The sequence below is a fragment of the Pediococcus damnosus genome (genome assembly GCF_001437255.1).
Lineage (GTDB): Bacteria > Bacillota > Bacilli > Lactobacillales > Lactobacillaceae > Pediococcus > Pediococcus damnosus.
In genome coordinates, this window is the sequence record NZ_JQBD01000031.1 from 1 (window position 1) to 20,248 (window position 20,248).

The window sequence follows — 20,248 nt, forward strand, 5'->3', positions numbered from 1 at the left end:
GCCCAAGTTATGAGCCCAGTGTTTGAGCAAGTGTTCTCGAATAGTAGTTTTGGTTTTCGTCCTGGAAGGAGTGCGCAGCAGGCCATTAAACAGGTTACTTCATTTTACAATGGAGGATATATCACCAAGTGGTTGACCTAGACCTAAAAGCGTACTTTGATACTGTGAACCATGATTTACTGATTAAGTTTATTGAAGAATACTTGAACGAGCTTGATAAAGAATTGACGAAGCGAGGACATAAATTCGTCCGGTATGCCGATGACTGTAACATTTACGTTAAAAGCCAGCGAGCCGGACAGCGAGTCCTCAAGAGTATTTCGAATTTTCTGGAAAGTCGGTTGAAAGTAACGGTCAACCAAAAGAAGACGCGAGTTGGTTCTCCTTTACGGCTAAAGTTCTTAGGCTTCTCGTTGGGAGTTGGACGTGGTGGCGCCTATGCGCGACCGGCAACAGAATCCAAGATGAGAATTAGGCAAGAACTTAAGCATATTACTAAGCGTAGCCGAGGAGTATCAACGGTCAAAATGTTCGTTGAAATTCGTCAAAAGATGCTCGGATGGTTACAGCATTTTTCTGTTGGTAAAATGACGAGTTTCACTCACGCGTTGGACCAGTGGTTAAGGTCTCGGATTCGTCAGTATATTTGGAAACAGTGGAAGAAAATCAAAACGAAGATAACTAACTTGAAACGATTAGGGCTATCCAATAGCGATGCGATTAAGTCAGCTAATACCCGTAAGGGGTACTGGCGTACGGCACATAGCAAAACAGTATTGTATATCCTGACAAATGAAAAACTGGAGGGTCTTGGTTTGATGAACCTAACCAAGACCCTCCAGTCTATTCAGAATGCTTAAATTACTGAACCGCCGTATACGGATCCGTACGTACGGTGGTGTGAGCGGTCGGTAGTTGAATTAATCAACTACCTCCTACTCGATTGCTAGAACCTTTAAATAGATTAATGTAGTCAAGGGCTATTGACTGAGATCCTATGTACCTCTGTCCATATTAAAACTAAATGACCACAGGAAATGAGTGACTGATGCTGTTTTGAAGACGCACAAGTATTTTTTGTGGCGAATTTAGTGGTGAAAGAGAAAGGGGTATTTAACTTTAGTTTTGAGGTATGATACTACGAATGGTTATAAAAAAGAGATACAAAAAAACTTCGAACATCGCGGTAAGCTCATACTGTGAATGATCGAAGTTTTTATTTTTTAACACGTTGTAGAAATTATTTGGGATAAAGATTTTTAAATGCCATCTGCAAAGTCATTAGTGTTGTTGTCACTAGTAGTGGCAGTATCCATACTAAACTTGTCAATACCACTCTTTGTGTATGTAACAAGTGCATCTGCTAAAGCACTAGCTGAATCAAATTGCATGTAAATTGTTTCAAGCAAAGAACCAAGATTACAACCAGCAACTAATTCAGTATTATCGCTTTTAACTGCAAATTCTGCTGCAACTTTGTAGGGTGTACCACCCAGAAGGTCAGTAAAGAACAAGATTTGTTCTCCTGCATGCTCATTCAGAATAGCTTGAAATTTCTTTCTTAAGTCATCATCTGACAAACCCTCTTCAAAATCCACAAACTGGAAGGTATCTGGAATTTTGGTCAATAGGTGAAGGGCACCTTGCATTCCTGTAGCAAATTTTCCATGGCCACTTACAATAACGTTAATTTTGTCGTTCATTTAAAAACCTCCAACTTAATAATCTTTTACATCCAACCAATAAAGGACATTCCAATTGCGAGAACAAAAGTAATTACAATTAACCAAAGAGGATTAATATTCTTCTTTAATAACCAGTATAGGAAGAATACAAAGGCAAATGGGAGGATGTTTGGGAAGATCTTATCAAAAAGATCTTTCTGTAAACTAATGGCAGAATTACCACCTGCACCAATCGTAATGGTTAATTTCATGGTGACGTAAGAAGCAATCAAACCACCAATAACTGTTAGGCCAAGAATTGAAGCAACATGTGAAATAACCTTAGAATTGTCTTCAATAACATCGATAGCTCTTGTACCTAAGTTATAGCCTAAATGTGCTAAAGGTATTCTTGACCAGAAAAGGAACAAATAAACAAGGAAGAACAAGATTGGTCCGAAAACATTACCATTTTTGGCAATCGAAGCAGAAATACCACCAACAATAGGCATAATGGTAAACCAGAAAATAGCATCACCGATACCTGCCATAGGACCAAATAAGGCATTCTTTAAACCTTTAATAGTAGTAGGATCAACGTGATCTTCTTCCATTGTGAGAAGCAAGCCCATTAGGATAGGATACAAGGGTGGTGAACTATTAATGAATTCCATGTTATCTGTCATAACACGTTTTAATCCATCCTTATCACCTTTATAAATTTTCTCCCAGTAGGGTAATTGAGCCCATGTCCAACCTGGCGCATGCATTCGTTCATAACTAAACGAAGCTTGAACGAGGTTAGAACGAATACCTAACATCGATATTTCATGATTAGTAAAAAGACTTTTTCTTTTTCCAGTATTCTTTTTTTCTACAGTATTATTAGATGCCATCGTTATAACCTCCTCCGCTATTAGATGAATCCTTTAAGCCTTTAATTTCAGTTCTTAATTCATTAGTCTCACTAGTTCTGAAGTACTCGATCATTGCAAACACTGCACCAACCAAAGCTACAGGGAGAACATTTGAGAATGGAATCATACTTGACATAACAAATCCAAGTAGTAGATAAGGGAAATATTGTGGCTTCAACATTACTTTAAGTAACATCGCAAAACCAACAGCTGGAAGAATGCCACCGGCTATTTCAAAGCCGTGCGTTAGCCATTGTGGCATTGATGTAACCAAAGTGTGCATTGGACCTTGAGCAGCATAAGCACTTAAGAAAGCAACAATTCCGAATGACAATGTAACAATTGTGAGCGGAACGAAGTTTAAGCGCTTAAATGCTTTAGCGTTACCTTCTGCTGCATATTTATCAAATTTACTCATGAATAAAGAGAATGATGAGTAGAACAGTAACAAAATGTATTGCATTAACATAGCAAATGGTAATGAAAGACCAATCGCTGTTGCAGGGGCAGTTCCGTTTGCTTTAGCAATAACAACTGTCATAATCCCACAAAGCACTGTGTTAGGTGGTTGTGTACCGCCGGCTGGAGTTAAACCTGCAAATGCAAGTTCAGTAAGTCCTCCAGCAATAACACCTAACTGTAGGTCACCCAAGATTAGTCCTGTAATTGTACAAACAATAATAGGTCTAAAAATAAAGAAAGCTTGTAACCAACAATCTAGTCCGGCGATCATGGCCCAAATTGCAATTAAAATACCTTGTCCCATAGTAATAGACATTATGCTTCACCTCCAAAATAAAATATAAACAACTGTGAAAAATCCAAGGATCAATAATCAGACATTCTTCAATAACTGGTCATTTACTTCAGATTCTTTATCACCAGGATAATCCTGTATATAAATTTTGACTCCTGTACCTGCAAGATAGAGAAGATCTTCTTTATCTTTGGCATCAACATAAACTTTCTTTGTGATTTCCGTTTTGCCCTGAGCAAAATGCATGTTTCCAACGTTAATCGCTTTAATAGGTACATTTCCTTCTACTAAAGTTCTTGCGTCTGCAGGTGTTTTAACGACAATGAAAATCTTTTGTCGATCAGCAGCCCTATCAATGATGTCAATCGTTTTTTCAAGAGTGAAGAAACGAATATCGGCACCAGATGAATCGGCTGTTGTGGACATCAGCTTTTGCTGTAAAGGATCTTTTGCGGCTAAGTCATTGGCAACCAAAATTAAGTTTGCATTCAAGGCACGGGTCCAAGTAACTCCAACTTGTCCATGAACCAATCGATTATCAATTCTAGTTAATAAAATGTCTGCGGCCATATTTGTTCACCTCCTTATCCATTGATTTAAAATAAAATAAGAAACTAACATTTATAAACAAAATAATTCATTTATTGATGCGTTTCTGTTTACAAGCTAATGATAGCAAAGCGCTTTCATTTGTCAAGACTATTTTTGAAATTTTCTTTTATTAGTTTAATTCAAACAGAAGACTCAAAACTAAATTTAGAGTTTTCTTGCAGAAATGTTTCTATATATAGTAAAAACATAAGAATTTATGAAGAACATTCAATAGTATTTGATTGATTTATGATTGACTATTAAAAAAAAATATGATAGATTGTTAGTGAACACAAACAAACAAATAAAAACATTTGCAAGCTTGCTTAAAACAAAAACAAAAGGAGAGATTTGCATGAAAGTCGTAATTGGTTCAGACAAAAAAGGATTTAATTTAAAGGAACAAGTTAAGAAGTATTTGTTGGATCACAGCTACGAAGTAATTGATGTTAGTGAAAAGCCTGCAGAAGACTTCGTAGATTCTTCACTTGCTGTTACCAAAGAAGTTTTAAATGGTAATGCTGACAAAGCGGTTATGTTTGATGAATATGGTGTAGGTTCTGCCATGGCAAGTAACAAGGTTAAAGGAATGGTTACTGCTAATGTGGTTGAAGAGAATACAGCACATATGACAGCGATGCATAATGGTGCAAAGGCGATTTCACTTGGTAGTGGCGTTGTTGGTGAGAAGTTAGCATATAACATTGTTCAATATTATTTGGATACAGAGTATGCTGGCGGTCGTCATCAAGTTCGTTTGGATATGCTGAATAAGATGATCTAAAGTGTGCTGAAAAGAGCGGTTATTTGCTGAGCAGAGTCTAGCATGGCGAATGATCCGGGTTTTAGGATCGTTCGTTATGTGTAACTCAGCGGAGGCAAATGCTCTTTGAAGCCGATCTAAAGTGTGTGAAGAAGGACGTTTATTCACCGAGCAGTTCTAGATTAAAGTGAACAGAATGTCATATCAAAAATTGAAACCGTTTTAAAAACAAGTAAACATAAAATACGAGGAGGAGCCAGTCTAACTAGATGCTTTAGCAGCGTAGTTCAGATGGACATCCGTCCCGAAAATAAACATTAATTTTGAGGAGGAAAATCACATGATTATTTCTATTGGTAATGACCATATTGTTACAGATGTTAAAATTAAGCTTTCAAATTTCTTGAAGTCCGAAGGATACACGGTTATCGATGAAGGAACTTACGATACAACTCGGACCCATTACCCAATTTATGGCAAACGAGTTGCTGAAGATGTTGCTGATGGCCGGGCTGATTTGGGTGTTGTTCTTTGTGGTACTGGGATTGGTATCAATACTGCAGCCAACAAAAACGAAGGAATCCGTGCTGCTTTAACACCTAACTTGCTTACTGCACGTTATGCTAAAGAAGAATTGAATGCTAATATCATTGGTTTTGGTGGCGCAACAGTTGGTGAACATCTTTGTGAAGATATTATTTCGGTATTCTTGAACTCTGAATATAAAGAAACACCAGAAAACAAGAAGATTATCGATAAAATCGACCATATTGCGAAACCAAACCCAGATCAAAAAGATAACCCACACTTCTTTGATGAAGAAAATGAAAAATGGGCTGAAGGCGTTTATCACGACTAGAGAGTGCTTTCAAAAGGTGAATAACTTTTGAGCATTAGTCTCAGTAAGAGCAATCATTTTTTTGAAATGCTGTCTTATTGAAAAAATGTAACAAGCGACCTATAATGAAACCGTTAAATAATTCATGAGTAATCATGAAAAAACAAAAAAGGGGTAATTATTTTATGTTGAAATTAACACCAGGCAAGGAAAAAGGAATCAAAGCTTTATCTAATAAAGATGGCGTTATTGATGCTTTAGCAATTGACCAACGTGGCTCACTCAAAAAAATGATTGGTGCTGCAAGTGGCAAAGAAGCATCACAAAAAGAAATCGAAGACTTTAAAGTTGCTGTATCAAGTGAATTAACACAATATGCAACAGGTATTTTGTTGGATCCTCAATACGGACTTCCAGCTTCAAAGGCTCGTGCAGATGGTGCTGGCTTATTGCTTGCATACGAACGCACTGGTTATGACGCTACTGAGCCTGGCCGTTTCCCAGACATTTTGGATGACTGGTCAGTTCGTCGTTTGAAGGAACAAGGCGCTGATGCCATCAAGTTCTTGCTTTACTACGATCCAGATGAAGGCGGAGATATTAATCATCGCAAACAAGTCTTTATCGAACGTTTAGGCAGTGAATGCAAAGGCGAAGATATGCCATTATTCTTGGAATTAGTATCATATGATGCTAACAACGACGATGCAACTGGCAAGGAATTCGCTAAAGTAAAGCCACATAAGGTTATTGAAATGACTAAAGAATTTTCAAAGCCACAATATGGTGTTGATGTCTTGAAGCTTGAAGTTCCAGTTAACCAAGCATACGTTGAAGGATTTGCTAAAGACAGTTCTGATGTTGTTTATAGTAAAGCAGATGCTGCTAAGTACTATAAGGAACAAAGCGATGCAACTGACTTACCATTCATCTTCTTGAGTGCTGGTGTTTCAGCTGAATTATTCCAAGCAGAATTGAAGTTTGCTAAAGAAGCAGGCTCAACATTTAACGGTGTCCTTTGTGGCCGTGCAACATGGCGTCATTCAGTTGAACCATTTGCTGGTGAAAGCGAAGAAGCCGGTCATAAGTGGTTACAAACACAAGGCCGTAAGAACATTGAAGATTTGAACAAAGTCTTAGCTGATACAGCAACTTCATGGTTCGACAAAGTTCAAAAATAATTGCTTTTAACCTTAAGAGTTGTGCCAAGTTGGTGCAACTCTTTTTCTAAAAATGGAGATAATTTATGAGTAATTTTGATGCAATTAAAAAGGCCAATCCAGATAAAACTATTTATGATATTAATAGTGATGCATTTGCCAATTATGGCCTAGTCTATAAGCAGTATGATCTAAGTAAAGTAACAGATTACATGGATTCTCAAATCAAGATTCCAAGTGATCATAACGATTATATTCCAGATGATAAGGCAATTGAAGATGATGCTACAATTCAACAAATTGCGACTGATGTTTATGCTGGAATGCCAATTTCAGCAGGTCCTTGTATGGGGCAGAGCACTTCGTTTTCAGCAATTGAATTTCATCAGGGGAGTGAAGTTAATATTACTTTCACCGATGTTGTAATGGTCTTAGGTAAACGCCAAGACATTCATGATTATGAGTACAATGCTGAAGAAAATGCTAGACTCTTCTTTGTACCACGTGGCACAGTATTTGAAATGTACAGTGACACGTTACATTACAGTCCATGCAAGGTGGATAATAGTGGTTTTAAAGCAATTGTCATGGTATTGGAAGGAACCAATCAACCATTACCAGCAGGTTTTAAAACAACCAATAAAATGATTGTCAAAAAAAATAAGTTCCAGATGGCGCATGCCGTTAGAACTGACAAGATTGCACAGGGAATCTTACCTGGTGTCAAAGGCAAATTAATCGACATTAAGCCAATTCAAAAATAAAGAGGTAGATCGAAATGGCTGACACAGAAAAGAAAACATTATCAACAGAAGAAAAAAATGAAATTGATACCGTAGAAACATTACAGCAATCAAAGATCAAAGAACAAATTGCTGAGTTTCCAATTACCAAAGCGTAATAGTTGAAGATAAAAAATGGTGCTACCTATTAAAGGTAGCACCATTTTTTGATTACTTTATTTTATCTAATTTACGAGGGGTAATTCCTAATTCGACAAGTTGACGATTAACCAACTCATCGTGAATTCGATTTAACTTATCTTGTGTAATTTTATCTTTACCAGTAGGTTCAATTAAACATGCTGGCATGTCAGTTTGTTTTTTATCACTCATTTTGCCACCTGCTTTCTTGAGTTACTTCATTTTCTCATGCTGGGAGGCAAAACAGAAATAAACTGCTTGCTGATAAGCTTATTCACTAAAGGTTGAAAGTACAAAGCTTTACCAGTTCGGAGGCGTTTTGGCCTCAGGGGTGAAATTTATCTTAGCGGTTTTCCGCTTAGATAAAGGTCGATTTTGAAGACAAGTGAACTGCTTGGCTTCAAATCGTACCCACCCCGTTCCAGGCCAAGTGAGCCGGAAAACGACAATTAACCTAACTTTGGTGGACTAAAATGCTTTATAACAGTAACTGAAGTTATTTTTGTGCCTTCAAGCTTTAGTTATTCATTATAAGTTGTCACTTTAGCCGTCGCATCGGTAAATTCTAAAATATTAACACTGCCATTTTTAATTGGTAAATGGACATCGATGGTTGGATCCAGTAATTGAATGAGGCTTCTCATCGCATCACTATGGGAAACAACGAGTAAAGTATCGCCATTGTTGGCGTTTTTGACAAGTTGGTCGATCCCGGCAAGAATTCTCTTCTTAAAGGTTTGACTATCTTCAGCGTCTTTAAAAGGATCGGCATTGTGCATTGCATCACGGGCTTCATAAAAAGAATGATCTTCTAAAAAGGAGTCGACACCATCGTATCCAAGTGGGCGACAGATTGTATCCCAGGTTTCAGGACCATTAGCACCTTCAAAGTAACCAAAGAAAGCTTCCCGCAAATTAGTTAATTGCGTTACAGGTAAATCAGTGTTTTTAGTATCTTCTAAAATGAAGTGGGCGGTATCAACTGCACGGGTGAGGTCACTAGAGAAAGCCTGTGTAAAGTGGATTCCCTGCAATTTTTTAGCTGCATCATGAGCATCTTGAATGCCCTGTGGTGTGAGTGGTGCATCGGCCCAGCCTTGCATCCGGTCATATTTATTAAGATAAGTTTCACCATGACGAACGAGATAAACGGTAAATTTTTTGATAAGAATCCTTCCATTCTGAGAGGGTTCAAAAGTTGCCTTTTGAACGCGTTTTTACCATATAAGAGTAAAAACACTCTCGATAATTAATAAGATAAAAGAACAGTGCAATTTTGCACTGTTCTCATTTTAACATTTTTAATTAGTAAAAATCGGTTTATGAAAATTCAATTCCATATTCAAAGGATTGGGTTTCGCCTGGTTCAGCAAAATTATTACCCTTTTTGTTAGCCCAATCAGTTGGATGATCACTAGCTTGATCTGGCAAACCAGCAAAGGGTTCAATGCAAAGATAAGGTTCAGTGGCATTTTCCATGGTCCAAAGCGTGACGTATGGGAAATGCTTGATGTTTAATTTAATTTGATGGGCAGTCTGATCGGAGCTAACCGTGACTGTTTCAATCTTTTTGGCATCCAGGATAATTAAACCATCATCAAATGTGCTATGATCTAATTTCAAAACATTACCATCAAGAGCTTCAAATGGAGCCTTTGTGCCATCACGGAAAGGTGCTGGATTAATGCCTAATTTTTGAATTTCCTTTGGATGAGGACCGAATGTTAAGCGATAGTCTTCAAAAACACCGTCATCATCGATAGGGATGTTAAGGCCAGGATGAGATCCCAAGGCATATGGCATTGTTTGTTTGTCATTGTTTGTAACACTATACTTTGTTAAGAGTTGGTTGCCAACTAGTTTATAATCAACTTGTAAAGTGAAATCAAATGGATAATATTCCTTAGTTTTCGGACTAGCTTTTAATTGAAGCAAAACTTGATCGTCGGCTTTACGAACATTCTCCCATTGTAAATCACGGGCGAAACCGTGTTGAGGCATTGGATAAGTTTGACCATCAACCACATAGTGATCATCATTTGATCTCCCAATTGATGGGAAAAGAATCGGGGCATGACGTTTCCATGCTTTTCCATTCCAAATGTAATCAAACTGTCCTTTAACATCTGTCACATGAGTGATTTGCGCACCAAGTTGATCAATTTCAACTTCTAGTTTACTGTTTTTAATTGTAATCATTCATATTGCCTCTTTTCAATTTATTGGGTACAGGTATATGATGGAACAGTTGACAATTAATGTAAAGGCTTTCTCTGATGAAATTTGAGAACTTTAGAAATCTTTCAAACTATTTCAGAAAACTTAAGAAAAAATTCTAATTAAAGGCAACAAAGGTGGAGGTACTGAATTTTGATCAAAATGATAGCACTAGATTTAGATAATACATTACTTAATTCGGACAAAAAGATTAGTGAAGCTAACACTGCGGCATTAAAAAAGCTACATAAGGCAGGTAAAGCCGTTGTATTATGTACAGGTCGCCCGATTAATGCAATTTGGGATTGGCTTAAACAATTAGGGCTAATGAACGAAAAAGATTATTCTGTTAATTTTAACGGGTCGCTCGTAATTCATAATGTGGATAAAAAACCATTGATGGAAAAAGGAATGAAACGGGATCACTTTACGCATTTACATGAGTTCTGTGAGGCACATAACTATCCGTTAGATATTCTTGATTTTAACGGCGTTTATCCAATCAACGACTTACCACTTTCGGGCTATGAAAAACGGTTGGGGGGCAATATGCACTTTTTGCACGTGCCCTTCGCTAAAATTCCGGATGTCGACTACAGCAAGGCAGTTATCTGTACCGAACCGGCAACGTTAGATAAAATTGTGGCCGAAATGCCAGCGCAATTAAGCAAGGAGTTTCACATTGTGCGTTCGCAGCCAATGATTCTCGAATTCTTAAAGCCCGGAATTGATAAGGGCTCAGCTCTGGATGTGTTATTGGACCATTTGGGCTGGACGAGAGAAAATTTGATGACGTTCGGGGATGCCGAAAATGATTTGGAAATGTTGGCTAGTGCCGGTGTTGGGGTGTCAATGGCAAACGGGACACCGGAAGCCAAAAAGACTGCCAATCATGTGACTGTTTTGGATAATAATCATGACGGGGTTGCTGATTTCTTGAAAACATATTTCGCTAAAAATGAGTAATATAAAAAAAGTTGCTAAGGTTGGTTTTGTTGAGAGAACTGAATCTTAGCAATTTTTTTGAGGGCAAATTAGTTGCGTGCACAACTATATAGACATATAATATGAAATCAAGAGGTGATAGTTTTGACAGAGTCTCGCGATAATTCGATTCACAAATGGTTAATGATTGCTAGTCGGCAAGTCAGTCAGAGTCTTGATCAGCAGCTTGCAGAAATTGGATTGAGCGCCAGTCAGTATTTTTATATTTTAAAAATTCATGATAACCCTGGTCTTACCCAAAAAAAGTTGGGAGAAACTGAATTTATTGATCCAAGTAATGTCACTAGAGCAGTTAAACAATTGATTACGCAAGGTTTTGTAAAACGTCATCCGCATCCGCAAGACAAACGGGCTTATCAACTTGTTTTAACTGACAAGGGGACAACAGTTTATCCACAAATCCTGCAGATTCTTGATGCTGAAGAAGCTAAGTTAATCACAGGTATCAAAGCACAAGATTCAAATTTCGATCAAAAAAGTTTTGTTAATGCCTTACGAACAATGAGTCATATCCATGATAATTCAGATGAAAATTAAGGAGAAAAATTATGAAAATTATTACCGTTGAAGAGCATTTTGATACACCAGCAAACATTAAGCAGTTTAACGCCTATTCTAAAGTGAAAAACAATAATCCTCACCAAGAAATTTTGGGGAAGACTTTAACTAATTTCGATAAACGGATTGAATATATGGATAAGTATGGAATCGATATGCAGGTAATTTCTGATGCTGGTAATTCGCCACAAGTATTACCTGATGAATATATTGTTGATGCTTGTCGTGCCCAGAATGATACGTTGGCAGAAGCCGTTTCTGCACGTTCAGATCGCTTGGCTGGTCTAGCTGCCTTACCGGTTAACAAACCAGAAGAGGCTGCGAAGGAACTCGAAAGAGCGGTTAAAACGCTTGGATTAAAGGGAGCTATCATTAGTGGTACGATTGATGGGCAATTCCTAGATGATCCGAAATTCGAACCAATCTTTGCCATGGCTGCTAAGTTGGATGTGCCTTTGTATTTGCACCCTGGGGTTATTAAAGATGAGCAGAAGGCCATTTTATATGACAGTAAGGCTTATTCACCAGCATTGGCTACGTTTATGGGCGGTGCTGCATGGGGCTGGCACATGGAGCAAGGTGTTCAGATGGTTCGTTTAATTATTTCGGGCTTAATGGAAAAGTATCCAAACCTTAAATTAGTTTCCGGTCACTGGGGTGAATTTGTCCCAATGTTCTTGGAACGACTATCGGAGTTTTTGCCATTCTCAGGTCTTGATTTGCCTCATTCATTTGAGTATTACTATAAACGGAACGTGTATGTCACCCCATCTGGCATGTTCACGGATCCTCAATTGCAGATGGTTCTTACCGAAATGGGTGCCGATCACTTAATGTATTCAGAGGATTATCCTTATATTGAACGAAAAGATAGCGTTAAGAAGTTCATTACTGAAGCTGATCTTAGTGACGAGCAACGTGAACAGTTTGCCCATGGAACAGCAGAAAAACTATTCAAACTATAGAAAATTAAAATGGTCATTACGTGCTTTCGATTGAAAAAGCAAACGTAATGGCCATTTTTGATATCAAAAAACTAAAAAAGTACTTGCCGTGAAGTGAACTTTAAGGTTTATGATAAATACTGTAGAATGTTAGGTAAAGGACTTAAAATTTATTTGGGAGATGTCTTTATGAAAGCAGCAGTATTTATGGGACCAGGAAAAATGGAAGTTCATGAAGTAGAAAAGCCACAAATTGAAAAACCAACTGATGCACTGATTAAAATTGTGAGAGCCTGCGTGTGTGGGTCTGATTTATGGTGGTATCGTGGCATTTCAAAACGAGACACGAACGTCACAGTTGGTCATGAAGCAATCGGGGTTGTAGAAGAAGTTGGGTCTGAAGTTACGGATATCAAACCCGGAGACTTTGTTGTCGCACCATTTACCCATGGATGTGGTCATTGTGCTGCATGTTTAGCAGGTTTTGATGGTGATTGTTTGAATCCGGTATCTGGGACTAAGGGTGGCTATCAAGCTGAATATTTACGATATACAAACGCTAACTGGGGATTAGTAAAGATTCCTGGTCAACCCAAGGATTATTCTGATGCACAATTAAATTCACTTTTAACCTTGTCAGATGTCATGGCAACTGGCTATCATGCAGCCGCAACTGCTGAAGTTAAAAAAGGCGATACAGTAGTTGTGATGGGTGATGGTGCGGTTGGTTTGTGCGGCGTCATTGCTTCTAAACTACGTGGTGCCAAACGTATCATTGCGATGAGTCGGCACGAAGATCGGCAAAAGTTGGCACTTGAGTTTGGCGCAACCGATATTGTTCCAGAACGTGGGGATGAAGCTGTAAAACACGTGATGGAATTAACTGGTACCGGTGCAGATGCTGTGCTTGAGTGTGTGGGCATGGAACAATCCGTTGATACGGCTGTAAAGGTTGGTCGTCCCGGTGCAGTTGTTGGTCGAGTGGGGATTCCTCAAAAAGCAGATATGAATACGAATAATCTTTTCTTCCGGAATATTGGTTTACGTGGTGGAATTGCAGCTGTGACAACGTATGATAAAGAAATTTTATTGGATGCTGTTTTGGCTGGCAAGATTAATCCTGGAAAAGTATTCACAAAACGATTTGATTTGGATCATATTGAAGATGCTTATGAAGCAATGGACAAACGAACTGCTATTAAGTCCTTGTTGGTCATTAGCGAAGGGTAAATAAATCAAAAATCACGTTAATCAAAATTCATACTGTTTAGAAACTGAAAATATGTTTAAATTGGCTAGTTAAAAGAGTTGTGAGGAAATCAAATGGCTAAAATTGGATTGTGAGTTTTACTGCACTAAATAATTGCTTTGTTATTGTGATCAAAGAAAGTGCAGGCATCATTATGATTAAATACTCAAAACAAATACCAAATCAAGATCAATTAGTTAGTTTATATGCTGCCGTTGGTTGGGTTGCATATACACAAAACAAAGAAAATTTAGAAAGTGCATTTCAAAATTCGGTAGCTATCACTGCATGGTCGAATGAAAAGCTAGTGGGTTTATCAAGAGGAATAACAGATAAGCAAACTATTTTGTTTATTCAAGATGTTTTAGTATTGCCTGATTATCAACGGCAAGGGATTGGAAGCAACTTAATAACTAAATTAGCGCGAGCCTACCCTGTTGGTCAGACAGTTTTGATTACGGATGATGAGGACGCAACAAAGGTTTTTTATACATCAGTTGGATTACTGGATGCTGAAAAAAATCATATTCGTACCTTTTTCAAAGATACGCGATGGAATTAATAATTGTATAGATGGTATTGACGATGTAATAAATGTACGACTGGTTTTACCCGAGACGTACAATGAACCAAAATTGGAGAAACTGTTAGATGACTGATAAAGAAAATGCTGAAAAAATCATGCAAAAGTATGATCGTAATTTTGGAACTTTTTCAAAAGATGCTACACGTAAAGAATACAAAACGGTTCTTCATTATGTAACACAAGAGGCAAATCGTAAACAGCGCGATGTGGCTGGATTAAAATAGAAATATTTGCCTCGTGATTTCTATTTACGAAAAAATAAGATCATTTCTGGATGCCAAAAAAGCATTTGTGAAATGATCTTATTTTAATTTTAAAGGTTGAAAGTACAAAAATGACTTCAGGTGCTGCCATTAAGCAGTTTAGCCTAACGAAATTATGTTGATTACCGCATGATTATTTGTAATAATTAGATAGATTTATTTAAAATTTCGAATTACCTTTGCCAATTGAAACTGATTTTGGTCAAAGTGATAAACAAAAATGGTTCCGTTGGAAAAGCCTTTTTGCAGTTCTTCTGTGGGATCCTGTAGCATGCGTAAAAAATTAAAACAGGCGCCACTATGAGAAACGGCCAACACTTGGCCATTATCTGGTTTTGTCATAATTGAGGTGAGACACGTAAGCATTCGTTTTCCAACGGTATTTGATGATTCACCACCATAAGGCAAGAAAAATGTTTCGTAATCTTTTGGAGTTTGAGGATTTAGATCTTCACTTTCTCCTTCAAAGGCACCAAAATTTTGTTCTTTCAGATCTTTTAAGCGCGTGTAGGGCATGCAATTTTGTAAGATCAATTCTGTTGTATCACAACAACGTTCTGAAGTTGAACTATAAGCGTGATCAAGGTGGATCTTTTTAAAGAATTCACCTAATTGGGTTGCTTGGTTAATGCCATTTTGGGTCAGCGGTGAATCACACCAGCCCTGAATTTTATGTTCCACATTAAAAAGTGTTTCACCATGACGAACAAGGTATAAAGTTTTCATTAGTTTCACCTGCTTAATAAAATTGAGGTTTCTTAGCGTTACCCTCTATTTAAATACTACTCCTTGAAGTATACTTCAAGTCAAGAGGTGAAGATCTTGAAAATTGATGCAGTAGCAAAACAGTTTCATATTTCTACAGCAACGCTTCGGTATTATGAACGAGAAAATTTGTTAGGGCCAATAAAACGAGTAAACGGGATTCGCAATTTTCAATCAGCCGATCTCAAACGGATTGATTTTATTTTATGTGTGAAAGAATGTGGCATGACGCTCGGCCAAATAAAACATTTTCTTGAGATTTATCAGCAGGGTGATGAAACGGTGGCCGAACGATTATCTATTTTACAAAAACAGCTAGGTCAGTCAGAGGTGAAGGCAGCCCAATTAGATCAATCTATGCAACATTTAAAAGCTAAAATTAAAGACGTGCAGGCTTTAATGCCAGAATAAAAAAAGAGATCAAGCTTACCTAAGATTATAGGTTTGCTTGGTCTCTTTTGTGATACCTAAAACAAATTGAGTTTTTAGTTATTCACCGAATGATTACGGATAATTAGTTTAAAGGTAATTTGATAAATAATGATAAACAAGAGCACATCTAAAGCCCAGCTAAGAATCATTGTGGCAATTCCAGCCCCAGTCAAATGTTGGGTAAGCATGTAGCCGGCAATTGCAAATACGATTAAAGCTAAAGGTGTTGACTGCCAAGCTTGTTTGGTGAGATGCTCACGGCCAATTTTTGCCATGTAAGGCAAGACCGCAGAAAGCGCAATAAAGATAAGTGGAATCACAATGTTTAAAGTTAATTCTTTGGTGTAGAGCACGGTACCAGGGTTGGCATCAGTTGGTCGAATTCCCATAATTGAGAAGATCAACGTAATCAATAAACACCAAAGTCCGACTAACCAAGCAAAGCGATCACTTTTAATAAACTTGTATTCTGACGGATAATCTTTGCTTTTTGCGCGAATCCGCATGAAGGCATAGAACACGAAACTTGTGACAAATGGGGACACAATTCCGTTGATATTTAATAACCAGTTGAACATATCATTGATACTTGGAAGCCAGTTACTTAAGAACAATACCAGCGAAACGATGGCAGTTGTCAGCCAGTACCCATTAATTGGCAAACCATCACTGTTTAATTTTGTGAGGCGTTTTGGCAGATACTTTTTAGAAACATCTGAAATAAAGATTCGGGTGCTGGCATCCAAAATAACAGCCAGTTGCGCACACATATAAACGAATTGGGCAACGGCAAAGATGTACATCAAGGTGTTACCCATGCCGAATTGTTTGCCAAGCGCTTGAAAGGCATAGTAGGAACCATTCATTTTTAAGTCATAAGGCAGATGATGAGCGTTAAAGAAGACACCCAGTGAGAATGAGCCAAAGACGGTTAGAAAACCGGTCATTACTAAGAGCATCATCATCGCTTTAGGAAAATCGCGATTACCATGTTTCATTTCTTTAACGTAAGGGCCGGCTAATTCGGCACCATTAATGGCAAAAATTAACAAACCAAACGTAGATAAGAAATGACCATCGATTTTTGGAATAAAGGCCTGTAAGTTAAATGGTTGCGTTTCGATGTGGCGGCCATGCATTAAAGCGGCCACGGTCATAACCACAAACAGGATTGTCATGATAAACATGGCGGCGCCACCGACAGTACTCATAATTTCTAGGGATCTATTCTTGAATAAATGCTGGAACCAGATAAAGCCGATAAAAATAATGGCCGTGAAAATGGCAAACATGAAAGTCGACATGTATTTATTGAGATCACCATTTCCTTTAACCAACCAACTGATGGACACAACCACCGAATTGGCGACATCAACGACGTAAGGAAGACCGGCAATCCAGTACAGGAAAGCCACCATGTAACCAGCTAAATCGCCGTTGGTGGAACGAATCCATGATGATAAACCGCCACCTTCGTTTTGAAAAGTGGAACCTAACTGGCCGACCATCATTTCGTAAGGCCAAACGAAGAGGATCAACATGATGATCCAAGTGGTAACAATCGCTAAACCTTGATTATGGAAATTGTAGATTAAATCATCAAAACCAATGACAGTTACAAAATCCATTAAAGCAACCACGGGCCAGCTTATGTAATGCTTATTGGTATCTAAGGGTGAGTCTTTCATTTTTAAATTCTCCTATTTTAATTAATTAGTTTATCTATCTGATTAAAGTAATTAACAGAAATTTGAGAATCCTGAATGGTTAATTTTGTAACGCTGCCGTTACTGGGACTGGTTGTAATATCCATGTCCGGTGCGTAGCGGCCCACAATACTGCGAATTGTGGTGCCATGCGAGACAACCAAAATTTTATCGCGGTCTTGACTGTGATCAATTAGGTAATTAAAACCCTTATCTAACCGTTGCCAAAAATCTTGATGATCTTCGGCCTCATGAAAAGGATCAGCAGCTTTAACGGCGTTTTTTGATTCACTAATATCATGATCAATCAAAAATTCGTGAAAGGTGCGTACGGAACTAATGGGCTGCAAAACTTGGAACCAAGTTTGCGCGGAGTCAGCACCTTCAAAATAACCATAGAATTCTTCTCGAAACTCTGCTAATTGTTTGACAGTGAGTCCCGGCGATTTATTACTATGGACGATGGTGTTGGCGGTATTAAACGCGCGCGTGGTATCACTAGAGTAGGCAGCGGTGAACGGAACATTTGCTAAGCGTTGACCTGCAACTTCTGCATCGTGCCAGCCCTTTTTAGTTAGGGGCGAATCAGACCAACCTTGCATCCGATTATATCGGTTGAAAAAGGTTTGCCCGTGACGCACAAAATAAACTTCAAATGTTTTCATAAAATTACTCCTTTCCGTTTAATGTCCGAAAGTTATTGTATCACAGGCCATGACTGTAGTTGTAGCCTTATTTTGGTTTTAATTAATCTAAATTAAAAGATATCGCTTACAAAAAACAAGTAATCCATCGGTTATCAACCAACGAATTACTTGTTTTGGAAAATTAGTTTAGTTTACCGAGTTCTTGACGAATTTCTTCTGTATCTTCTTTGTTGCCAGTAAAAATAATGCGATCATTTAATTCTAGTTGGGTCGAACCGGCTGGTCGGATTACGTGGCGGTTACGAAAGATTTGACTGATTGTAATTTTATTAATAAACGGTAGATTTTTGATTTCAGTCCCTGTGTATTTACGGTTACGAACTTGAACTTCAAAAATTGCGTTTTTAGTATCATTCAAGAGAAGCAAGGTTGACGGTGTTTCAATCAGTCCTCGGAGCATGGCAATGTTTACAGCAGGCGTGTTGTAAACCTCAATTCCGAGCTCTTGCAATTCTTTTTCATGGGCGCTCAGAATATTACGATCTTCAAAACGCACAATGACACGGCGCACTCCGTAAGCTTTAGCCGCCTTTGCTAATTCATAATTTTCTTGCGCGCGGAAATGACCCACAACCAAAATGTCAGTATCAAACACGCCCTGTTTAATTAACTCATCAGCGTCCAGATTGGCCACCAGGTGGGTTTGGACTTCACTATTATAGGTGTGAAAATTCTTTTCATTATCAGTGTACATCTGAATATCATACCAACCTTGAGTGAGCTGCTGAGCAACAGGCACGGTGAAAATATTTGTACCAATGAAATGGACGATTTGTTTCTTGAGATCTTCCGGTTCCGGTTTATAGGCCTTGTTAAAAATCAGAGGTGCTACGATACAAGTCAAAATGGCGGCCAGTAAAAAGGCGCCAGATTGGTGACTATTGATGGTATGCATGTTTTTAGCAACCTGCAAAATGGCCACAACCATCGTAATGGTGGCAGTTGATAAACTGGTTCCGGCAATGGCATTCATGTTTTTAAAGCGTAATTTTAAGATTGGATAGACAGCCAGTTTGGCAATAATATAAGCAATAAAAAATAAAGGAATCAAAGTCACAGCCTGTGGATCACTTAATAGGGTTCGCAAATTCAGACCAATACCACTCATCATGAAGAAAATTGGGATGAAGAAGCCATAACCAATGGAATCTAGTTTATCCTTAGTGCTTTCACTGGGTCGTAAAAGTTTGAGGATGATTCCGGCGATGAAGGCACCCAAAATATTTTCTGCACCGACTGAAGAAGCAACGGTGACCATTGCGACAATTAGAAAGAACGCCAACCGGATATCAAGTTGCGTGGTTGATTTATTAATTTGTTCAAAGAAGTTAAAGAATAATTTAAAGCGGCGAAGGAGGAAAACGGCTACGACAATAATTAAAAGCAGTAACCAAAGACTTTTACTGCCACTACCAAAGAATGAAGCATAAAAAGTTAAGCCTAGCATGGGCACCACTTCACCTAAAACGGCAATTAGGAGCACTGTTTGTCCAAAAGCTTTACTTAGTAATTCGTTTTCCTTTAAAGTAGCAATCACAATCCCAAGGGAAATAGTTGCAAATAAAATAGCTGCCAACCAAAAATCAGAAAAAAGATGGGCCCATTTAAAGATTCCAGCCAGACCTAATGAGATAACAATTACGGTCAGGTAGGACAGACAGGCCAATACAACCGGTGACCATTTTGAATCCTGGGCCGCATTCTTTTTAGCAAGTGGCGAAAGCTCTGTTTTGGGTTTCTTAAATAAATCGAAGTTGATTTCCATCCCACTTAAAAATAAGAGGATAATCACACCGATGTCGGACAGTTGTTTTAAAATGGCGGTCGGATGGACAATGTTAAGCAAACTTGGTCCTAGAATGATACCAAGGATAATCTCAACAACGGCCGTTGGTAAAAAGTTGATTTTAAAACGCGCCATCAACATGGGTGTGATTAGCGCTGCAAATAACATAATAAGTAATGAGACTTGATTCATAATAAGTTCCTCCCGCACCATCATAAATAGGGAATCAAAATAGTACAAGTAATTTTGCTAAAAATGTTGAAAAAGTTTGCAAATAAATTAACTAAAGATGGAAAAATGCTCCAATTATTATTATTAAACGGTTTAGTCCAGCAAAATCAGGTTAATTGCCGTTCTCCGGCTCACCTGGCCTGGAACGGGGTGGCACGATTTGAAGCCAAGAAAATCACTTGTCTT

Annotated in this window: 23 protein-coding genes and 1 pseudogene; 13 read left to right on the forward strand and 11 right to left on the reverse strand. The window is 38.1% G+C overall.

All coding sequences use genetic code 11. The features are described 5' to 3' along the window. Window positions 1-860: pseudogene (locus IV84_RS05305) on the forward strand (reverse transcriptase domain-containing protein); the annotation flags it as partial. A gap of 399 nt (window positions 861-1,259) precedes the next feature. Here IV84_RS05305 and IV84_RS05310 read toward each other — a convergent pair. From IV84_RS05310 to agaB, 4 genes are read right to left on the reverse strand one after another with little or no spacing between them, the layout of a single operon-like run. Further along, on the reverse strand, window positions 1,260-1,703 hold the full coding sequence (locus tag IV84_RS05310) for a PTS sugar transporter subunit IIA (RefSeq protein WP_046872340.1): 444 nt from the start codon (window positions 1,701-1,703) through the stop codon (window positions 1,260-1,262). Window positions 1,704-1,729: 26 nt separating this feature from the next. Next, entirely contained in the window at window positions 1,730-2,560 is an 831-nt protein-coding gene (agaD, locus tag IV84_RS05315) for a PTS galactosamine transporter subunit IID (RefSeq protein ID WP_046872341.1), read from the reverse strand. Next, entirely contained in the window at window positions 2,550-3,359 is an 810-nt protein-coding gene (gene agaC, locus IV84_RS05320) for a PTS galactosamine transporter subunit IIC (RefSeq protein ID WP_046872342.1), read from the reverse strand. The genes agaD and agaC overlap by 11 nt, the downstream gene beginning before the upstream one ends. A gap of 57 nt (window positions 3,360-3,416) precedes the next feature. Beyond that, window positions 3,417-3,908 carry a PTS galactosamine transporter subunit IIB gene (gene agaB, locus IV84_RS05325; RefSeq protein ID WP_046872343.1) on the reverse strand — a complete coding sequence of 164 codons (492 nt, stop codon included), beginning with the start codon at window positions 3,906-3,908 and terminating at the stop codon, window positions 3,417-3,419. A 376-nt stretch (window positions 3,909-4,284) separates the two neighbouring features. On the opposite strand from agaB, the gene lacA reads away from it, so the two are divergent. From lacA to IV84_RS11315, 5 genes are all read left to right on the forward strand, one after another. Continuing rightward, window positions 4,285-4,713, forward strand: a complete 429-nt coding sequence (gene lacA, locus IV84_RS05330) for a galactose-6-phosphate isomerase subunit LacA (protein ID WP_046872344.1) — start codon at window positions 4,285-4,287, stop codon at window positions 4,711-4,713. Window positions 4,714-5,032: 319 nt separating this feature from the next. Further along, complete coding sequence (gene lacB, locus IV84_RS05335) at window positions 5,033-5,551, forward strand: galactose-6-phosphate isomerase subunit LacB (RefSeq protein ID WP_046872345.1); 519 nt, start codon at window positions 5,033-5,035, stop codon at window positions 5,549-5,551. Window positions 5,552-5,715: 164 nt separating this feature from the next. Beyond that, on the forward strand, window positions 5,716-6,711 hold the full coding sequence (gene lacD, locus IV84_RS05340; RefSeq protein ID WP_046872346.1) for a tagatose-bisphosphate aldolase: 996 nt from the start codon (window positions 5,716-5,718) through the stop codon (window positions 6,709-6,711). A gap of 65 nt (window positions 6,712-6,776) precedes the next feature. Continuing rightward, entirely contained in the window at window positions 6,777-7,454 is a 678-nt protein-coding gene (locus IV84_RS05345) for a DUF4867 family protein (protein ID WP_046872347.1), read from the forward strand. A gap of 14 nt (window positions 7,455-7,468) precedes the next feature. Next, window positions 7,469-7,591 (forward strand): hypothetical protein, encoded by a 123-nt coding sequence (locus IV84_RS11315; protein ID WP_257722206.1) that lies wholly within the window; start codon window positions 7,469-7,471, stop codon window positions 7,589-7,591. 52 nt (window positions 7,592-7,643) lie between these two features. On the opposite strand, the gene IV84_RS10880 is transcribed toward IV84_RS11315, so the two are convergent. From IV84_RS10880 to IV84_RS05355, 3 genes are all read right to left on the reverse strand, one after another. Beyond that, window positions 7,644-7,805, reverse strand: coding sequence for a hypothetical protein (locus tag IV84_RS10880; RefSeq protein ID WP_155387004.1), 162 nt, complete (start codon window positions 7,803-7,805; stop codon window positions 7,644-7,646). A 329-nt stretch (window positions 7,806-8,134) separates the two neighbouring features. Continuing rightward, window positions 8,135-8,785, reverse strand: coding sequence for a histidine phosphatase family protein (locus IV84_RS05350; RefSeq protein WP_331244720.1), 651 nt, complete (start codon window positions 8,783-8,785; stop codon window positions 8,135-8,137). Window positions 8,786-8,933: 148 nt separating this feature from the next. Next, window positions 8,934-9,812 (reverse strand): aldose 1-epimerase family protein, encoded by an 879-nt coding sequence (locus tag IV84_RS05355; RefSeq protein WP_046872349.1) that lies wholly within the window; start codon window positions 9,810-9,812, stop codon window positions 8,934-8,936. Between the two features lie 180 nt (window positions 9,813-9,992). Between IV84_RS05355 and IV84_RS05360 the strand changes: the two genes are divergently transcribed. The 6 genes from IV84_RS05360 (at window position 9,993) to IV84_RS11065 (ending at window position 14,396) form a co-directional block, all read left to right on the forward strand. Then, the gene (locus tag IV84_RS05360; protein ID WP_046872358.1) at window positions 9,993-10,796 is read left to right on the forward strand and encodes a Cof-type HAD-IIB family hydrolase; all 804 of its coding nucleotides are present in this window, start codon (window positions 9,993-9,995) and stop codon (window positions 10,794-10,796) included. Between the two features lie 123 nt (window positions 10,797-10,919). Beyond that, window positions 10,920-11,372 carry a MarR family winged helix-turn-helix transcriptional regulator gene (locus tag IV84_RS05365; RefSeq protein WP_052694561.1) on the forward strand — a complete coding sequence of 151 codons (453 nt, stop codon included), beginning with the start codon at window positions 10,920-10,922 and terminating at the stop codon, window positions 11,370-11,372. An 11-nt stretch (window positions 11,373-11,383) separates the two neighbouring features. Continuing rightward, the gene (locus tag IV84_RS05370; RefSeq protein WP_056986217.1) at window positions 11,384-12,358 is read left to right on the forward strand and encodes an amidohydrolase family protein; all 975 of its coding nucleotides are present in this window, start codon (window positions 11,384-11,386) and stop codon (window positions 12,356-12,358) included. 168 nt (window positions 12,359-12,526) lie between these two features. Further along, on the forward strand, window positions 12,527-13,567 hold the full coding sequence (locus IV84_RS05375) for a zinc-dependent alcohol dehydrogenase family protein (protein ID WP_046872351.1): 1,041 nt from the start codon (window positions 12,527-12,529) through the stop codon (window positions 13,565-13,567). A gap of 173 nt (window positions 13,568-13,740) precedes the next feature. Further along, window positions 13,741-14,148, forward strand: a complete 408-nt coding sequence (locus IV84_RS05380; RefSeq protein ID WP_046872360.1) for a GNAT family N-acetyltransferase — start codon at window positions 13,741-13,743, stop codon at window positions 14,146-14,148. Window positions 14,149-14,237: 89 nt separating this feature from the next. Beyond that, window positions 14,238-14,396 (forward strand): hypothetical protein, encoded by a 159-nt coding sequence (locus IV84_RS11065; RefSeq protein ID WP_100077841.1) that lies wholly within the window; start codon window positions 14,238-14,240, stop codon window positions 14,394-14,396. A 195-nt stretch (window positions 14,397-14,591) separates the two neighbouring features. Here the strand turns inward: IV84_RS11065 and IV84_RS05385 are convergent, their stop codons facing one another. After that, a complete protein-coding gene (locus IV84_RS05385) occupies window positions 14,592-15,161 on the reverse strand; it encodes a histidine phosphatase family protein (protein WP_046872352.1) in 570 nt (189 codons plus the stop codon). Between the two features lie 87 nt (window positions 15,162-15,248). On the opposite strand from IV84_RS05385, the gene IV84_RS05390 reads away from it, so the two are divergent. After that, complete coding sequence (locus IV84_RS05390; protein WP_414477497.1) at window positions 15,249-15,611, forward strand: MerR family transcriptional regulator; 363 nt, start codon at window positions 15,249-15,251, stop codon at window positions 15,609-15,611. 74 nt (window positions 15,612-15,685) lie between these two features. Here IV84_RS05390 and IV84_RS05395 read toward each other — a convergent pair whose 3' ends face one another. The 3 genes from IV84_RS05395 to IV84_RS05405 all read right to left on the reverse strand — a co-directional run bounded on the left by IV84_RS05395 (window position 15,686) and on the right by IV84_RS05405 (window position 20,023). Then, window positions 15,686-17,320, reverse strand: a complete 1,635-nt coding sequence (locus IV84_RS05395; protein WP_056986218.1) for an APC family permease — start codon at window positions 17,318-17,320, stop codon at window positions 15,686-15,688. A gap of 17 nt (window positions 17,321-17,337) precedes the next feature. Continuing rightward, entirely contained in the window at window positions 17,338-18,003 is a 666-nt protein-coding gene (locus tag IV84_RS05400) for a histidine phosphatase family protein (protein WP_046872355.1), read from the reverse strand. 163 nt (window positions 18,004-18,166) lie between these two features. After that, window positions 18,167-20,023, reverse strand: a complete 1,857-nt coding sequence (locus tag IV84_RS05405; protein WP_056986219.1) for a cation:proton antiporter family protein — start codon at window positions 20,021-20,023, stop codon at window positions 18,167-18,169. Between the last annotated feature and the right edge of the window lie 225 nt (window positions 20,024-20,248).

Excerpts from the sequence above, each read along its gene's own strand:
- IV84_RS05310 (WP_046872340.1), bottom strand. The coding sequence starts at position 1,703 with ATGAACGACAAAATTAACGTTATTGTAAGTGGCCATGGAAAATTTGCT.
- IV84_RS10880 (WP_155387004.1), bottom strand. The coding sequence starts at position 7,805 with ATGAGTGATAAAAAACAAACTGACATGCCAGCATGTTTAATTGAACCT.
- IV84_RS05400 (WP_046872355.1), bottom strand. The coding sequence starts at position 18,003 with ATGAAAACATTTGAAGTTTATTTTGTGCGTCACGGGCAAACCTTTTTC.
- IV84_RS05380 (WP_046872360.1), top strand. The coding sequence starts at position 13,741 with ATGATTAAATACTCAAAACAAATACCAAATCAAGATCAATTAGTTAGT.
- agaB (WP_046872343.1), bottom strand. The coding sequence starts at position 3,908 with ATGGCCGCAGACATTTTATTAACTAGAATTGATAATCGATTGGTTCAT.
- IV84_RS05385 (WP_046872352.1), bottom strand. The coding sequence starts at position 15,161 with ATGAAAACTTTATACCTTGTTCGTCATGGTGAAACACTTTTTAATGTG.
- lacD (WP_046872346.1), top strand. The coding sequence starts at position 5,716 with ATGTTGAAATTAACACCAGGCAAGGAAAAAGGAATCAAAGCTTTATCT.
- IV84_RS05355 (WP_046872349.1), bottom strand. The coding sequence starts at position 9,812 with ATGATTACAATTAAAAACAGTAAACTAGAAGTTGAAATTGATCAACTT.
- agaD (WP_046872341.1), bottom strand. The coding sequence starts at position 2,560 with ATGGCATCTAATAATACTGTAGAAAAAAAGAATACTGGAAAAAGAAAA.
- IV84_RS05360 (WP_046872358.1), top strand. The coding sequence starts at position 9,993 with ATGATAGCACTAGATTTAGATAATACATTACTTAATTCGGACAAAAAG.
- IV84_RS05405 (WP_056986219.1), bottom strand. The coding sequence starts at position 20,023 with ATGAATCAAGTCTCATTACTTATTATGTTATTTGCAGCGCTAATCACA.
- IV84_RS05370 (WP_056986217.1), top strand. The coding sequence starts at position 11,384 with ATGAAAATTATTACCGTTGAAGAGCATTTTGATACACCAGCAAACATT.
- lacB (WP_046872345.1), top strand. The coding sequence starts at position 5,033 with ATGATTATTTCTATTGGTAATGACCATATTGTTACAGATGTTAAAATT.
- IV84_RS05345 (WP_046872347.1), top strand. The coding sequence starts at position 6,777 with ATGAGTAATTTTGATGCAATTAAAAAGGCCAATCCAGATAAAACTATT.
- IV84_RS11065 (WP_100077841.1), top strand. The coding sequence starts at position 14,238 with ATGACTGATAAAGAAAATGCTGAAAAAATCATGCAAAAGTATGATCGT.
- IV84_RS05375 (WP_046872351.1), top strand. The coding sequence starts at position 12,527 with ATGAAAGCAGCAGTATTTATGGGACCAGGAAAAATGGAAGTTCATGAA.
- agaC (WP_046872342.1), bottom strand. The coding sequence starts at position 3,359 with ATGTCTATTACTATGGGACAAGGTATTTTAATTGCAATTTGGGCCATG.
- IV84_RS05395 (WP_056986218.1), bottom strand. The coding sequence starts at position 17,320 with ATGAAAGACTCACCCTTAGATACCAATAAGCATTACATAAGCTGGCCC.
- lacA (WP_046872344.1), top strand. The coding sequence starts at position 4,285 with ATGAAAGTCGTAATTGGTTCAGACAAAAAAGGATTTAATTTAAAGGAA.
- IV84_RS11315 (WP_257722206.1), top strand. The coding sequence starts at position 7,469 with ATGGCTGACACAGAAAAGAAAACATTATCAACAGAAGAAAAAAATGAA.